Raw genomic sequence first — 14341 nt, 5'->3', positions numbered from 1 at the left:
CTGTCGGCGGCGGTCCGGAGCGGGCAGGCTAGCCACCATTGCGCACGGAAGGAAGACGACCCATCCTTTTCTGACGTGATGTCAGAGGATCACTGGAGTTCCTCTGACACGACGTGAGAGAAAGAGGGGGCCGCATGACCGTCACTCAACGCCGGGGCCGGAAGATCATGATGACGCCCGGTGAGCTGGACGAGTTCCTCGTCACGCAGCGCACCTGCCGGGTCGCCACCGTCACGGCGGGCGGTGCTCCGCACGTGAGCACCCTGTGGTTCGCCTGGGACGGCACCTCGATGTGGCTGTACTCCGTCGTGCGCAGCAAGCGCTGGACCGACCTGCGGCGCGACCCCCGGGTCGCGATCGTGGTCGACACCGGCGAGGAGTACGACGAGCTGCGCGGCGTCGAGCTGTCCGGGAGCGTCGAGTTCGTGGGCGAGTTCCCGCGCACCGGCGAGCTGTGCGCCGAACTCGACGTCCCGGAGACCCTGTTCGCCCGCAAGAACTTCAACCTGGAGGAGATGCCGCACGACGGCCGGCACGCCTGGGTACGGCTGACGCCGGACAAGATCGTGTCCTGGGACTTCCGGAAGCTGGGCGGCGCGTGAGTCATCCCAGCTTCCGCGCCGCGTCCTGAAGCGCCTGTACCGCCGCCCGGATCGACGGGCGGCGGTCGGCGTCCGCGCGCCAGACGACGTAGACGTGCCGGCGCACGCGCTGCTTGAGGGGGACGGTGACGACGCCGGCGGGCATCGGGTGCCGGCCCAGCAGGGGGGCGATACAGACGCCCAACCCAGCTTCGACCAGGCCCAGTTGGGTGTGGGTCTCGGCTGCGCGGTGACCGACGATGGGCTCGATGCCGCGCGAGCGGAGCGTGAACATCAGCCACTCGTGGCAGAACTCGCCCTCCCCCCAGGTGATCCACTCGTCCTCGGCGAACTCCCCGAGGTCCACCTCGTCCCGCCCGGCGAGCCGGTGGCGGGCCGGCATCGCCACATCGGCTGGGTCGTCCAGGATCGGCGCCTTCACCAGGCCGTCGGGCAGCGGCATCGGCTTGTTGTACCAGTCGAGCACCACCGCGAGGTCGAGGTCGCCGCGGACCACCCCGGCGATGCCGGCCTCCGGCTCCAGCTCACTGGAGCGCACTCGTAGCGCGGGGTGTTCGGCGCGCAGGGCGGCCAGCGCGGTGGGGAACAGCCCGCGCGCGGCGGTCGGGAACGCCGACAGCCTGAGCTCGCCGACCACCTGCCCGCGGTGCGCCTCCAGGTCGGACTGGGCGAGCTCGACCTGCGACAGGATGCGTGCCGCGTGCTCGGCGAGCAGCCGGCCCGCGTCGGTGAGCCGCACGCCCCGACCGTTCTTGGCGAGAAGCTGCTGGCCGACCTCCCGCTCCAGCTTGGCCATCTGCTGGGACACGGCCGACGTCGTGACGTGCAGCCCCTCGGCCGCCCCGCTGACCGAGCCGTGCCGGGCGAGGGCGTCGAGGGTGCGCAGGCGCTCCAGGTTCAACATATAAGCAATGCTACGAGATACCGGGCGCGAAATCTCGATTGTGCTACGAGGTTCGCTTGCCGCATGGTTACGCCCATGAGCACCGTCACCGCGCCCCGAACCCGCCCCGCCCTCGACTGGCGCCTGCGCTTCGGCGTCCTCTCGCTGATCTGGGGATTCAGCTTCCTGCTCATCAAGGTGGGCACCGACGGGTACGCGCCCTTCCAAGTCACGCTCGGGCGGCTGGTGTTCGGTACGGCGGTGCTCGCCGTCGCGATGGCGGCGAAGCGGGAGCGGCTGCCGCGCGGGGCGCGCACGTGGGGGCATCTTGCCGTCGCCGCGTTTCTGCTCAACGCCCTGCCGTTCTCGCTCTTCGCCTACTCGGAGCTGACGATCCCGTCCACCCTGGCGGGGATCTGCAACGCGTCCTCACCGCTGTGGGGCATGGCGCTGTCCCTGGTCGCCCTCTCCGAGGACCGGCCGACACGGCTCCGCGTCGCGGGCCTCGGCCTCGGTTTCCTGGGCGTCCTGACGGTCCTCGGCGCCTGGCAGGGTTTCCACGGCCTGGACGCCACGGGCACGGCGATGGCCCTGCTGGCCTCGCTCAGCTACCCCATCGGCTGGATCTACGTCCGCCGCACGCTGGCGGGCTCCGGCAACTCCCATCTGTCCATGACGGGCGCGCAGTTGCTGCTGGCCACCGTGCAACTGGCCGTCGTCACACCGCTGTTCACCACCTTCCCGGACCGTTTTCCCGTCGTCCCGCTGCTGGCGATCGCCGCACTGGGTGCGCTCGGCACGGGGCTGGCCGTCCTCATCCAGTACGGCCTGGTCGCCGAAGTCGGGCCGACCACGGCGCAGATGGTCACGTACTTCATTCCGGTCATCGCCACGGTGGCGGGCGTGGCTGTCCTCGGGGAGTCGTTGAGCTGGTCGACGCCCGTCGGTGCGGTGATCGTTCTGGCGGGGGCCGCGTTGACGCAGGCCAGGCCGCGGCCTGCTCGTGGCCGAAGTGCGCCCCATGGGGAGGGGCGCCAGGAGCGTACGCGCGTGCGAGTCGTCGGTGACCAACCGCGCCGACGCGGCGGAGCCGCCGATCGAAATACAGCCTCGCGCCCCTGACGGGGGGATGCCGTCCCCGGCCTATACGTAGTTCCGGGTCGGGTCCGGGTCCAGAGCCTTGGCCACCTCGTCCGCCAGCGGGACCGTCTCTTCCGGTGTGAGCGTCGAGACCGTGATGCGGATGCCCGGGGGTGCGCTCATCCTGAAGCGGGCGCCGGGGGCCACCGCCCAGCCGGCGTGCAACAGCCGGGCGACGGCGCCGGTTTCGTCGGGGACCGGGATCCAGACGTTGAGGCCGCTGCGGCCGTGGGCCTCCACACCTCGTTCCGCGAGCGCGTCGATCAGCAGGTCGCGGCGGCTGCCGTACGCCGCCGCCACCGCGCGCTGGTCCAGCGCGTCGTCGGCCCACAGCCGCACCACCACCCGCTGCGTGATCCGGCTGACCCAGCCGGGCCCGAGCCGGTGCCGGCCGCTCACCCGGTCGACGGTGGTGGTGTCGCCGGTGAGGACGGCGAGGCGCAGGTCGGGGCCGTACGCCTTGGCGACCGAGCGGACGAAGGCCCAGTGCCGGGTGACGCCGGCCAGGGGGTGCAGGGGGAGGTCGACGATGCCGTGGCCGTGGTCGTCCTCGACGAGCAGGATCTCCGGGTGCTCCCGGAGCACGGCGCGCAGGGCACGCGCACGCGTGGCGGTCACCGCGGCGCCGGTCGGGTTCTGCGCGCGGTCGGTGACGATCAGGGCGCGCGCCCCGGCCGCCAGGGCCCGCCGTACGTCGTCCGGGAGCGGCCCCTCGTCGTCCACGCCCATCGGAGCCGTGCGCAGCCCGAGTGCCGGGACGAGGTCGAGCAGGCTGCCCCATCCGGGGTCCTCCACGGCGACGGTGTCCCCAGGCTTGAGATGCGCCGCGAGCACCCGCTCGATGGCGTCCAGTGAGCCGGAGGCGACGGTCAGCGGCCCGTCCGGCACCCCTTCGGCGTCCAGTTCCGCGCGCGCGATCCGCGCCAACTCGGGCTCCACGAGGGCATCTCCGTACAGCACGGGCGCCCGGTCGCCCTGCTCGCCCGCCGCCGCGAACGCCTTCGCCAGCGACGGCAGCAGCGCCGGGTCGGGGTTGCCGTTCGCCACGTCCCGCACGCCCTCCGGCACATCCATCCGGACGTACTCACGCCCCGTGGTGGCCGGCTTGGACCGCACCCGGCTGCCCCGGCGCCCGGACGTCTCGATGACCCCGCGCTCCCGCAGGATCCGGTAGGCGGACGCGACCGTATTGGCGTTCACGCCCAGCTCGACCGCCAACTCCCGCATCGGCGGGAGCAGTTGCCCCGGCTCCAGCTCGCCGGAGCCCACCGCACCCTCGACGCTCGCCGCAATCTCTGCTGCGCGTCGCCCTTCGATCCGATATCCTTCTAGCACAAAGCAGATTATGCACTAGTGCATTCTGCTTCGCAAGGACAGAACGAAGCCAGCACCGCTCACACCCACGGAGATCGCCATGCAGGGGACCGCCCAGCCGACGTCGCCGCCCGCCGCCTACACGCCGACCGACCGCACCGTCCCCACACGTTCCCCGGACCGCGCGTCGTACGACAAGGACCTGGTGCACGCGATACTCGACGAGGGCTATGTCTGCCATCTCGGCTTCGTCCGCGACGGGACGCCGGTGGTACTGCCCACGCTGTACGGCCGGGTCGGCGAGCGGCTCTACGTGCACGGCTCGACGGGCTCGCGCCCGCTGCGGATGACCGGCAAGGCCGATCCGGGCCTGCCGGTGTGCCTGACGGTCACGCACGTCGACGCGCTGATCCTGGCCCGCTCGGCCTTCCACCACTCGATCAACTACCGGTCGGTGGTGGTGCACGGCATCGCCCACGACGTGACGGACCCCGAGGAGAAGCGGGCGGCCCTGGACGCGCTGGTCGACCACGTCGTACCGGGCCGGGCCGCCGACTCCCGGCCCGCGAACAAGAAGGAGCTGGCCGCCACCGCCGTGATCCGCATCGACCTGGACCAGGTCTCCGCCAAGCTCCGTACGGGTGGCGTGAACGACGAGCCCGAGGACCTCTCCCTGCCGCACTGGGCCGGCGTCGTCCCGCTCCGCAAGGGCTACGAGACCCCGGTCGCGGACGACGACCTGACTCCCGGCATCGGGCTCCCCGACTACCTGGCGGTGCCGTGATGCTGATCCACCCCTGGGACGCGCCCCGCGACGACACCGAGTGGCAACAGTGGCTCGGCACACACGACTTCGGGCAGCTCGCCGTCAACGGCCTGCCGGGCGAGCCGCCCCACGTCCAGCCACTCCACTTCGCCTACGACGCCGAGCGCGCCGAGGTCGTCACGCACCTCGCCCGGCCCAACCCCCTGTGGCCCGCGCTGGAGGCGAACCCGGACGTGCTGCTGAGCGTGGTGGACGACTACGTGTACGTGCCCGGCCCCTGGCAGGCACCGCCGGACGTCCCGTCCGAGCACGGTGTGCCGACCAGCTTCTACGCGGCCGTCCAACTCCGGTGCCGGGCCCACGTGGTGGACGACCCGGCCGGGAAGGCCGAGCTGCTGAACCGCCAGGTGGGCCACTTCCAGCCGGAGGGCGGTTCGGCGCGGGCGGCGGCGGGCGAGGCGCCGTACGGCCGGTTCCTCTCCGGTATCCGTGGGCTGCGGCTCGAAGTCGTCGACGTACGGGCGAAGTTCAAGTACGCGAGCCACAAACCGGAGGAGGTGCAGGACCGGATCGCGGCCGGGCTTGCCGGACGGGGCGGCGCCGGGGACGCGGCGGCGCGGGAGCAACAGTTGCGGCGGCGCGGGGTGTGGTCGGCGGCTCGGTGAGCCGTGGGTGCGGGGTCCGGTGCCGGGCCCCGCACCCGGGGCCTCACACGAGCACCGGATCCTCCGCCGCCGCGCCGCGCGCCTCCGCCAGCGCCAGCCCCGCGACCGATCCCAGCATCAGCAGGGTGCCCAACAGGGTTGCCTCGGTGAGCCGTTCACCGAGCACGACGACCGCCAGGATCGCGGCGCCCACCGGCTCCAGCAGCATGATCACGGACACGGTGGCCGACCTGACCACGGCCGCGCCCGCGAAGTAGAGGCCGTAGGCGAGGGCCGTGGGGACCGTGGCGATGTAGACCAGCAGCCACAGGGTGCGGGCGGGGTGGTCGGTGTGCGGGACGAGGCCCTCGGCCAGGGCGAACGGCAGCAGGCACAGGCTGGTGACCGCGAACGCCCCCACCGTCGTACTGGACGTGTCCGCCCCGCCGTCCCTGCCCCACCAGCGCGTGAGCAGGGTCATCACGCTGTACCCGGCCGCCGACAGCAGGGCGAACAGCACACCCGACGGGCGCACCGTCGCGTCCCCGCCGCCGAGCACGAGCACCCCCAGCCCGGCCAGCGCACCGGCGACGGCGGCCACGCCGCCACGGCCGAGCCGCTCCCCCATGGTGAGCCGGGCGCCCAGAGCGATGAGCACGGGACCGGCGCCGAGCGTGACGACGGTGGCGACGGCGAGTCCGGTGGCGGACACGGCCGCGAAGTAGGCCGTCTGGAACACGGCGAGCCCGACACCGGTGGCACCGACCCGCAGCGCCCTGCGCCTGAGCGGCTCGCGTACGGCCCTCCGCACGCGCGGGCGCAGGAGGCGGGCGGCGAGCAGCAGGACGAGGCCGGCCGCGCAGCGCCAGAAGGAGAGGGCGACGTAGCCCATGTCACTGGTCCGGTAGACCAGGGAGGCGGCCGCGCCGGCGGTCCCCCAGGCGACACCGGCGACGATCAGGAAAAGCAGGCCTCGCCCGACGGGCAGGCCGAAAGCAGCATTCGACACGAAGGATCTCCGCAGAGTGCAGAAGTTCGGAAGGGCCCGGGGTCACCAGGCCGTGGACTTCTTCTGCGGGCAGCGCCGTTCAGCCCGACACGGGGTCGGGCGTGGTTCCGGAACTCCCGCCGTCAGGCGGCGGGAGGGGGAAGAACGAGCGTCGAAGGCATGATCGGCAGCCTACGCAGCGGTTTCGCGGGAGGACAACTCCCTTTCCGGGCCGCCGCTCGCCACCGGCTCCTCGGAGCCCTTGGCGGGTGCCGACGACTGGGCGATGAACGCGCCCACCAGGACCACCGCACCACCGGCGATCTGCGGCGCCGACAGGTGCTCGCCCAGCAGCACCCAGGCCAGGACCGTCGCGATGACCGCTTCGAGGCAGGCCACGACGCCCGCGACCTGCGGTGAGAGCCGGCGCACCGACAGCACACCCGTGACGTAGGCGAGGACGGTGGCGACGAGCACGATCCAGGCCAGCAGGAAGAAGGCGGCGACGGGGGTGCCGTTCATCGGCGCGGTGCCCGTCAGCACGGACCAGTCCATGGTCCAGGGGCGGGCCACCACGGTCAGGACGAGGGCGCCGATCAGCAGGCCGTACGCGATGACGCCGAGCGGGTCGGGTGCGTCGTCGCCCGCGTCGCTGCCCTGGTCGGACAGGACGAAGTAGCCGACCTGGCAGCAGGCGGCGCCGAGCGCGAGCAGCAGGCCGACGGCGTCGAAGCTCAGTCCCGACCAGATCTCGACGACGCAGGCGAGCCCGCCGACCGCGAGGACCACGCCGAGCGCGGCGGCCCGCGTCACCGGTCGCCGCTGCACGAACCGCACCCAGCCGAGGACGAGGGCGGGCGCGAGGTACTCGACGAGGAGCGCGACCCCGACGGGTATGCGGGAGATCGCCGCGAAGTAGCAGGCCTGCACACCGGCCACGGCGAACAGTCCGAACCCGGCCAGCAGCGCCGGTCGGCGGCGCACCAGCGCACGGTGGCGCACGGCGATGGGCAGCATCACCAGGGCCGCGCCCACCACGCGCAGCCACACCACGTCGAGCGGGTCGAGTCCCGCCTCGATCAGTGGCTTCGCCGCGACCCCGGATCCTCCGAAGGCGACCGCGGAGACGAGGGCGAGGCCGAGTCCGGCGCCCTTGCCCCTGCTGACTTGGCGGCTCTCAGACGTATGCACCGGCACATGATGACAGGCGACGACATGAGCGTCACCCCTGTTGACACCTGTCTCAACGGCTGGACGCGCCCCGGCGGCCCCGCCGTGGCTCAGCGGCCGGACCACCCCGTCTGCGCCAGCCGCCTCTCCACGCGCTCGAGCACGGCGCCCGTTTCGATGGCGGCCCGGTCCAGCACCTCGACGGCCCGCGCCTGCGGGTCGACGACAATCGCCGCCAACAGGTCGATTCCGCGGGCCGGTTCGGTGCCGCGGGAGGCGGCGCGCTCGCAGGCGTACTCCATCGCGCCCGCGGCCAGCGGCGAGAAGCCCTGGGTCTCCGCCACCACGGGTACGGCGCCGGAGTCCTCGACGGAGCCCTGCCAGCGCAGGCCGTAGCCGATGCTGCGCTGCACGAGGTAGCCGAGCAGCCGGGCACTCTCGGGCCCGTCGTCGAACACGGCCCGCACCTCGGGGTCGTGCTCCAGGAGCGAGTGCAGCAGATGGGCCGTGTCGATCTGCCGGTCCCCGTCGCGCACCGCCCGGCGGCGGGCGCCGGAAACGACCGCTGCCAGCTCGGCAGTGAGCCTGGCATCGTTGTCCGCGCGAGGACCGACGGCCTGCTCGCCGACCGACTGCCGGGGGATACGGGGTTGCACATCCCTACCCCATCAGCCCCCTCGCCTCCGGTCATCCCCGAGGGGGCGCATCTTGGCGTCCCACACAGAGTGGACTCGGCGGGCCGGAATCTCCTCCTTACGGATGAGATCTGGCCGTTTTACCCGCAGGGGCGCGCGCCGTCCTGCCGTGCTCCTCGCGCGCAACCACAGCGCTCCGTCGCACGTCCAACAGGTGCATGGAGAGCAGGTCCTGGCTGGTGTCCCTGCCGGCCGTCGACGGCAAGCAGTACGTGTACCGGGTGTACGCCCCGGAGGACGCACTGCTCGCCGACCTGTTCTGGGACGCCTGGCACTGCCACGACGAGAGCACTTTCCCGCGCGCGTGGGATCTCTTCGACGCGGCGGTGATACGCCGGGCCGGCTGACGACGGACCAGCGCACGAGGAACGCCCGGAGAACGCTCACATTTTCTGACGGTTCATCAGTATTGAATGTTCCAGGCCCTGGGGTTACGTTCCGCGACACCGTAGCCCGACATGAAGGGGTGGTCGCATGGCCGAAGTCAGCGCGGAGGCTCGCATCGGGGCCCCCGCCGAGAAGGTGTGGGCCCAGCTCACGGACTGGTCCGCGTACGGCGAGTGGAACGCGACCCACACCAGCTTCCCCAAGGGGGGTCCCGAGAGCCTCGAAGTGGGCCGGACCTTCCAGGAGAACATGAAGCTCATGGGCTTTCCGGCCGAGGTCGAGTGGACCATCGAGGAGCTGGAGCCGGCCCGGGTGTTCGCCATCCGGGGCAAGGGCCCGATGGCGGTGAGCGTGGCCACGCGGTACTCGCTGACCCCCGACGGCGATGCCACGACGGTCCGTATCGACGGCGAGTTCACGGGTGCCGCCGTCTCGCTGATGGCGGGCAAGCTCAAGGACTCGGGGACCGCCGCGCTCAACGAGTCGCTGCGCAAACTGGCCGGCCTGGTGTCCTGAGCAGGGACGGGACACACGAAGAGGCGCCCCGCGGATCGCTCCACGGGGCGCCTCTTCACTGCCGTACAGCTGTGCCGTCAGTCCTCGTCGGCGAGGATCAGGTACAGCTTCTTGCGGGCTTCGTTGATGACGGCCAGCGCCTTCTCGCGCTGCTCCTTGCTGCCGGTCTTCCAGACCTGGCCGAAGGCCTCCATCAGACCGAAGCCGGCCTGGCGGATCTCACCGAGCGCCTCGAAGTCGATGCCGCGGGAGGCTTCCTCCCAGGGCGCGTCCGGGCCCTCGTCGGCCGCGACGCGGCCGGCCTCGGTGAGTGAGAACAGCTTCTTGCCGCCCTCGGACGCACTGGTGATCAGGCCCTCGTCCTCCAGCAGTTGGAGGGTGGGGTACACCGAGCCGGGGCTGGGCTTCCACGCCCCGCCGCTGCGCTCGGCGATCTCCTGGATCATCTCGTAACCGTGCATGGGCCGGTCCTTCAGCAGGGCGAGGATCGACGCGCGTACGTCGCCGCGCCGCGCCCTCCCCCGCGGTCCGCCCCGCCCTCGTGGGCCCCAGGGGCCCGGACCGAAGCCGGGTCCGCCGAAACCGAAGCCGGGACCGGGACCGCCGCCGGGGCCGCCCGGCCCGAAGGGGCCGAAGGCGCCACGCCGTCCCTCGAAACCACCCCGGCCACGCGAGCCGGGTCCACCGTGTCCATGTTCGAATCCATGGGAACGCATCGCAATCACTCCATTCCATCGTTGATCTGTCGCGATGCGTCAACGATATATCGGAATAGCTCGCACGACAAGGCTCGGTCGAAGAAAAGCGGAAAAGAAGGGCCCGGCCCCAGGTCAGGGCCGGGCCAGGTGCGGGTCGGTTGCGGGCTCAGTGGCCGCGGAACGCCTCCTCCAGCCACCAGGCGCCGTGGTCGCGGGTCACCTTGGCATCGATGAGCAGAGGGGCCGAGCGCGGTCCGGCGACCCAGTCCTGGACGGGCTTGAGGTCGGCCGGGGTGCGGACGGTCACCGCCTCGAAGCCGTAGCCGCGGGCCACGGCGGCGATGTCCGTCTCCGGGAAGGTGACCGTGTCGAGCGGGAAGCCGTCGGGGCCGAAGTGGTGCACCTCCGCTCCGTAGCCCTCGTCGTTGTAGACGACGACCACCATCGGCAGGCCGAGGCGGCGCACGGTGTCGAGTTCCACGGCGCTCATCAGGGCGCCACCGTCGCCGAGGGCTGCGACGGGCAGGCGGTCCGGCTGTGCCAGGGCCGCGCCGATCGTGGTCGCGAGGCCCAGGCCGATCGACTGGAAGGCCTGGGTGAAACAGAACCCGTTGTGGTCCGGCACCGAGAGGTACGCGCTCGGGTAGCCCATGAAGTTGCCGGAGTCGACGCCGACGACCCGCTCGGCGGGGAGGATGTCGTCGAGTGCGATGCTCAGCGTCCGCGGGTCGATCCGCTCGCGAGTGCCCTCGTCCTCGTACGGCACGTCCCGCCACCGCACGCGCGCGGCCAGGGCCGAGGCGGTGTCGGGCGTCCGGTACCCCTCGTGGCTCCCGCCGCCCGCCTCCAGCGCCCGTCGCGCGGTGCGTTCCACGTCGCCGGTGACGCCGAGGCCGATCGCACGATGGGCGCCGAGCGCCTCCGGGTCGTCGTCGACCTGGACGACGGTCGCATCGGCGCCGATCAGGCTGCCGTGCCGCATGGTCCACATGTTCAGCGCGCAGCCCCAGCCGACGATCAGGTCGGCACCCCGGATCAGTTCGACGGCCAGGGGTGAGGCGAAGCCGCCGGACACGTCGAGCGACCAGGGGCTGCCGTGGAAGAGGCCGCGGGCGACGGCGGAGGTGGCGAGCAGGGCGCCGTGCCGTTCGGCGAGCGCGGTGAGGGCGTCGCGTGCGGTGGGGGTGCGGGCGCCCCGGCCGGCCACGAAGACCGGTCGCCGGGAGCGTTCGAGCGCCCGCACCAAGTCCGCCACCGCCGTGTCCGACGGTTCGACCTGCTCCGGTCCGGGCGGCGGTTCGGCGTCGAGCGTCCCGCCGTCGGGGACGTCGAGGGCCTGGACCTCCAGCGGGAGGTTGAGCAGGACCGTCCGGTGTTCGTGCCGTGCCCGGCGCAGGGCGGCGAGTGCCTGCTCGACCGCGTCGTGCGCGGTCGTCACGCGCGCGGTCACGGCGCCGACGGAGTGCGCCAACACCGCCTGCTCGATACGGAAGTTGGAGCGCTGCGCGGTGGCCTCGGCGGCCAGCACGAGCAGGGGCGTACGGCTCTTGGCCGCCTCGGTGATGCCGGTCAGGGCGTTGGTCAGGCCGGGTCCCTGGTGGACGCTGAGCGCGGCCACCGCCCCGCTCGTGCGGGCGTACGCGTCCGCCATGGTCGCCGCGCCGCCCTCGTGCCGTGCGGCGACGAACCGCGCGCCCGCCGCCACCATGGCGTTGGTGAGGTGGAAGTTGCCCGAGCCCACCACGCCGAAGACGTGGTCGACCCCGGCCGCGGTCAGCGCCCGCCCGACGGCTTCGGCAACCTTCACGACCGCTCCACCAGGGCGAGCACGCGCGCGGGGGCGCCGGATCCCGAGACGATGGGCAGCGGTCCCGCGATGACGACGGCGCCGGTCGGGGGCAGGGCTGCGAGGTTCTGCAGCTGGGTCAGCCCGTACTTGTCGGCGCCCAGGAGGTAGGAGTGGCAGGGGAACGCCGGATCGAAGGAGTGTGCCCGCCCCGCGTCGGTGCCGACCGTCTCCGTGCCGAAGCCGAGCACCGGTGACTCCTCGGCCACCCAGCGGGCGCACTCCGGCGACAGGCCGGGAGTGTGCGGTCCGTTCTCGTCGGCGTTGAGGAACTCCTCCTGCGACTGGGAGCGGGCGTCCCAGCCGGTGCGCAGCAGCAGCCAACCCCCTTCGGGCAAGGGCCCGTTGTCGGCCTCCCAGGCCTTGATGTGGTCCACCTCGACCAGGAAGTCGGGGTCCTTCGCGGCCGCCGCGGAGAAGTCCAGCACGACCGCCGGGGCGATCAGCCGGCCGGCCGGCACCGAGGCCACGTCGGTGAGGTCCTTTCCGGTGACCCAGTGGACCGGTGCGTCGAAGTGGGTGCCGGTGTGCTCGCCGCTGCGGAAGTTGTTCCAGTACCAGGCCGGTCCCCGGTCGTCGTACCGGCTGATCTCCTCCAGTTCGAAGACCTGGGTCTGGCCGAACTGGGGCGGCAGCTGGATCACCGGTGTGGACGACGACAGCGGCGACGTGAGGTCGACGACTTCGATCGAGCCACCCCGCAGCCCGGACAGCAGGGCGGCGAGCACGGACGGCTGGGACATGACGGCCTCCTGGGGCGGTGCTGGACTGTCAACGCCTGCGTGTACAGGGTGTCAGCCGGTGGCCGCTTCGCCGAGGCACGCGCCCTCGAAATCAGTCCAGCGTCCGCGAATTGGCCTTGGTCGCAAGGGCCACGCCGCCCTAGCGTCGGAGCCATGCGCATCCGAATCGTCGACGCCTTCACCGACCGTCCCTTCGCCGGCAACCCCGCCGGGGTGCTGCTCCTCGACGCCTTCCCGGACGACGATCGGCTGCAGAAGATCGCCCTGGAGGTCAACCACGCCGAGACGGCGTTCGCCCACCCGCTGCCCGGGGGCGGGGAGGCCGACTGGGCGCTGCGCTGGTTCACACCGACCACCGAGGTCACCATGTGCGGTCACGCGACGCTCGCCACGGCCCACGTCCTGCACACCACCGGCGCCCACGAGGGCACGGTGCGGTTCGCCACCCGCAGCGGCGTCCTCGTCGCGACGCCCCAGGAGGACGGCACGATCACCCTGGACTTCCCGACCGCGCCGCTCACGCCGGTCGAGATCCCGGCCGGGGTCGCCGAAGCGCTGGGCGCCAGGCCGCGCGCCGCCGTCGACACCGGGCCGAACGTCGGCGACCTGATCGTCGAACTCGCCGACGAGAAGGCGATCCACGCCCTCACCCCCGACCTCAAGGCGCTCGCCGCCTACTCCGCGCGCGGCATCATCGCCACCGCCCGCGCCGAGGACCCCGCCCGGGGCTACGACTTCGTCTCCCGCTGCTTCTTCCCGAACGCCGGCATCGACGAGGACCCGGTCACCGGCAGCGCCCACACGGCCCTCGCCCCCTTCTGGTCCGAGCGCCTGGGCCGCCCCGACCTCACCGGGCTGCAGGCCTCGCCGCGCTCCGGCCGCGTCCGCACCGAGCTGCGCGGCGACCGCACGCTGCTGAGCGGCCGCGCGGTCACCGTCATCGAGGGCGAGTTGCTGGCGTGAACGTGCCTCACGCCGTCGGCAGCCAGCCCACCTTCCCGGCCAGCAGCGCGTAGCCGACGAACGCCCCGATGTCGAGCAGGGAATGCGCCACCACCAGGGGACCCACCCGGCCCCAGCGCCGGTACAGGTACACGAACACCACGCCCATCACCATGTTGCCGACGAAGCCGCCGATGCCCTGGTAGAGGTGGTACGAGCCGCGCAGTACGGAACTGGCCACCAGGGCGGTGCCGGGCGTCCAGCCCAACTGCCCCAGCCGGCGCAGCAGATAGCCGACGACGATGACCTCTTCGAGGATCGCGTTCTGCATCGCCGAGAGGACCAGCACGGGGTACTTCCACCACACGTCGGGCAGCGCCTCCGGCACCACGGTGAGGTTGAAGCCGAGGCCGCGTGCGGCCAGGTAGAAGGCGATTCCGGTGCTGCCGATCACCGCCGCGATCCCCGCCCCGCGACCGAGATCGGGCCACGGGCGGGTGCGGTCGAAGCCGAGGGTGCGCAGGCCCTGGCCCTCGCGCAGCAGGAAGTGCGCGACGAGGGCGACCGGCACCAGGGCCGTGGCGATCCCGAACAGCTGCCATGCGAGATCGAGCCAGGGGCGGCCCGGCGCGGCCGAGGCGTTGAGGGTGGCCGCCTGGTCCTTGAGACCCCCCGGTTTGGTGACCGATCCGACGAAGCTGATCAGCGCGGACAAACCACTCGCACCGAGCGAAAGCCCCAGAACAAGCAGCGTCTCGTCACGGAAGATCCGCCGCGAGAGCCGCTCCGGCGGAAAAGAATCGGCCACCGGGCCCGCCTCTGCCTGCACACCTGCCTCCAGTTGAGTAATCCAGCCTCATCCCCACCGCAGCCCCGCTAGTGTCTCGAAAGAAGTTACGAAGATCGTGCGCTTGGCCGTCTGGGGGGACGGACGCCGTACGGGGCGTACCTCCCCTTTTCCATGCCGTACGGCCGTCATCCGGCACGGGGTTCAACAGGGAGGGGCA

At 72.2% G+C, this 14341-nt stretch carries 16 protein-coding genes; 7 read left to right on the top strand and 9 right to left on the bottom strand.

The features are described from left to right. Positions 1-134 precede the first annotated feature (134 nt). A complete protein-coding gene (locus tag OG303_RS41400) occupies positions 135-602 on the top strand; it encodes a pyridoxamine 5'-phosphate oxidase family protein (protein ID WP_405875042.1) in 468 nt (155 codons plus the stop codon). Position 603: 1 nt separating this feature from the next. Here the strand turns inward: OG303_RS41400 and OG303_RS41395 are convergent, their stop codons facing one another. Then, the gene (locus tag OG303_RS41395; protein WP_405875041.1) at positions 604-1506 is read right to left on the bottom strand and encodes a LysR family transcriptional regulator; all 903 of its coding nucleotides are present in this window, start codon (positions 1504-1506) and stop codon (positions 604-606) included. Positions 1507-1581: 75 nt separating this feature from the next. Here OG303_RS41395 and OG303_RS41390 point away from each other — a divergent pair, with 75 nt between their 5' ends. Beyond that, positions 1582-2607 (top strand): DMT family transporter, encoded by a 1026-nt coding sequence (locus tag OG303_RS41390; RefSeq protein WP_405875040.1) that lies wholly within the window; start codon positions 1582-1584, stop codon positions 2605-2607. A gap of 21 nt (positions 2608-2628) precedes the next feature. Here OG303_RS41390 and OG303_RS41385 read toward each other — a convergent pair whose 3' ends face one another. Further along, positions 2629-3960 (bottom strand): aminotransferase class I/II-fold pyridoxal phosphate-dependent enzyme, encoded by a 1332-nt coding sequence (locus OG303_RS41385; protein WP_405875039.1) that lies wholly within the window; start codon positions 3958-3960, stop codon positions 2629-2631. 79 nt (positions 3961-4039) lie between these two features. Here OG303_RS41385 and OG303_RS41380 point away from each other — a divergent pair, with 79 nt between their 5' ends. After that, a complete protein-coding gene (locus OG303_RS41380) occupies positions 4040-4723 on the top strand; it encodes a pyridoxamine 5'-phosphate oxidase family protein (RefSeq protein WP_405875038.1) in 684 nt (227 codons plus the stop codon). Then, positions 4723-5370 (top strand): FMN-binding negative transcriptional regulator, encoded by a 648-nt coding sequence (locus OG303_RS41375; RefSeq protein ID WP_405875037.1) that lies wholly within the window; start codon positions 4723-4725, stop codon positions 5368-5370. Before OG303_RS41380 ends, OG303_RS41375 begins: the two co-directional genes overlap by 1 nt. Positions 5371-5413: 43 nt before the next feature. Here the strand turns inward: OG303_RS41375 and OG303_RS41370 are convergent, their stop codons facing one another. The 3 genes from OG303_RS41370 to OG303_RS41360 all read right to left on the bottom strand — a co-directional run bounded on the left by OG303_RS41370 (position 5414) and on the right by OG303_RS41360 (position 8163). After that, positions 5414-6358: a DMT family transporter gene (locus OG303_RS41370; protein ID WP_405875036.1), complete on the bottom strand. Its 945-nt coding sequence runs from the start codon at positions 6356-6358 to the stop codon at positions 5414-5416. A 171-nt stretch (positions 6359-6529) separates the two neighbouring features. Then, positions 6530-7534, bottom strand: a complete 1005-nt coding sequence (locus OG303_RS41365) for an EamA family transporter (RefSeq protein WP_405875035.1) — start codon at positions 7532-7534, stop codon at positions 6530-6532. Positions 7535-7617: 83 nt separating this feature from the next. Beyond that, entirely contained in the window at positions 7618-8163 is a 546-nt protein-coding gene (locus OG303_RS41360; protein ID WP_405875034.1) for a Clp protease N-terminal domain-containing protein, read from the bottom strand. Between the two features lie 197 nt (positions 8164-8360). Between OG303_RS41360 and OG303_RS41355 the strand changes: the two genes are divergently transcribed. Next, a complete protein-coding gene (locus OG303_RS41355; RefSeq protein WP_405875033.1) occupies positions 8361-8549 on the top strand; it encodes a hypothetical protein in 189 nt (62 codons plus the stop codon). Between the two features lie 127 nt (positions 8550-8676). Further along, positions 8677-9105, top strand: coding sequence for an SRPBCC family protein (locus OG303_RS41350; RefSeq protein ID WP_405875032.1), 429 nt, complete (start codon positions 8677-8679; stop codon positions 9103-9105). A 77-nt stretch (positions 9106-9182) separates the two neighbouring features. Here OG303_RS41350 and OG303_RS41345 read toward each other — a convergent pair whose 3' ends face one another. The 3 genes from OG303_RS41345 to OG303_RS41335 all read right to left on the bottom strand — a co-directional run bounded on the left by OG303_RS41345 (position 9183) and on the right by OG303_RS41335 (position 12392). Further along, positions 9183-9821: a PadR family transcriptional regulator gene (locus tag OG303_RS41345; protein ID WP_405875031.1), complete on the bottom strand. Its 639-nt coding sequence runs from the start codon at positions 9819-9821 to the stop codon at positions 9183-9185. 148 nt (positions 9822-9969) lie between these two features. Then, complete coding sequence (locus OG303_RS41340) at positions 9970-11610, bottom strand: thiamine pyrophosphate-binding protein (RefSeq protein WP_405875030.1); 1641 nt, start codon at positions 11608-11610, stop codon at positions 9970-9972. After that, complete coding sequence (locus OG303_RS41335; RefSeq protein WP_405875029.1) at positions 11607-12392, bottom strand: cyclase family protein; 786 nt, start codon at positions 12390-12392, stop codon at positions 11607-11609. The genes OG303_RS41340 and OG303_RS41335 overlap by 4 nt, the downstream gene beginning before the upstream one ends. A gap of 153 nt (positions 12393-12545) precedes the next feature. On the opposite strand from OG303_RS41335, the gene OG303_RS41330 reads away from it, so the two are divergent. Next, positions 12546-13355 carry a PhzF family phenazine biosynthesis protein gene (locus OG303_RS41330; RefSeq protein ID WP_405875028.1) on the top strand — a complete coding sequence of 270 codons (810 nt, stop codon included), beginning with the start codon at positions 12546-12548 and terminating at the stop codon, positions 13353-13355. Between the two features lie 7 nt (positions 13356-13362). Here the strand turns inward: OG303_RS41330 and OG303_RS41325 are convergent, their stop codons facing one another. Further along, positions 13363-14163 (bottom strand): CPBP family intramembrane glutamic endopeptidase, encoded by an 801-nt coding sequence (locus OG303_RS41325; RefSeq protein WP_405875027.1) that lies wholly within the window; start codon positions 14161-14163, stop codon positions 13363-13365. Positions 14164-14341 lie beyond the last annotated feature (178 nt).

The organism is Streptomyces sp. NBC_00005, assembly GCF_045160215.1.
Classification (GTDB): domain Bacteria; phylum Actinomycetota; class Actinomycetes; order Streptomycetales; family Streptomycetaceae; genus Streptomyces.
The sequence above is the reverse complement of the archived record's forward strand: the minus strand, read 5'-3'. Positions and strand labels throughout refer to the sequence as shown.

Coding starts and splice junctions, on each gene's coding strand:
- OG303_RS41400 (WP_405875042.1), top strand. CDS start 135: ATGACCGTCACTCAACGCCGGGGCCGGAAGATCATGATGACGCCCGGT.
- OG303_RS41395 (WP_405875041.1), bottom strand. CDS start 1,506: ATGTTGAACCTGGAGCGCCTGCGCACCCTCGACGCCCTCGCCCGGCAC.
- OG303_RS41390 (WP_405875040.1), top strand. CDS start 1,582: ATGAGCACCGTCACCGCGCCCCGAACCCGCCCCGCCCTCGACTGGCGC.
- OG303_RS41380 (WP_405875038.1), top strand. CDS start 4,040: ATGCAGGGGACCGCCCAGCCGACGTCGCCGCCCGCCGCCTACACGCCG.
- OG303_RS41375 (WP_405875037.1), top strand. CDS start 4,723: ATGCTGATCCACCCCTGGGACGCGCCCCGCGACGACACCGAGTGGCAA.
- OG303_RS41355 (WP_405875033.1), top strand. CDS start 8,361: ATGGAGAGCAGGTCCTGGCTGGTGTCCCTGCCGGCCGTCGACGGCAAG.
- OG303_RS41350 (WP_405875032.1), top strand. CDS start 8,677: ATGGCCGAAGTCAGCGCGGAGGCTCGCATCGGGGCCCCCGCCGAGAAG.
- OG303_RS41345 (WP_405875031.1), bottom strand. CDS start 9,821: ATGCGTTCCCATGGATTCGAACATGGACACGGTGGACCCGGCTCGCGT.
- OG303_RS41335 (WP_405875029.1), bottom strand. CDS start 12,392: ATGTCCCAGCCGTCCGTGCTCGCCGCCCTGCTGTCCGGGCTGCGGGGT.
- OG303_RS41330 (WP_405875028.1), top strand. CDS start 12,546: ATGCGCATCCGAATCGTCGACGCCTTCACCGACCGTCCCTTCGCCGGC.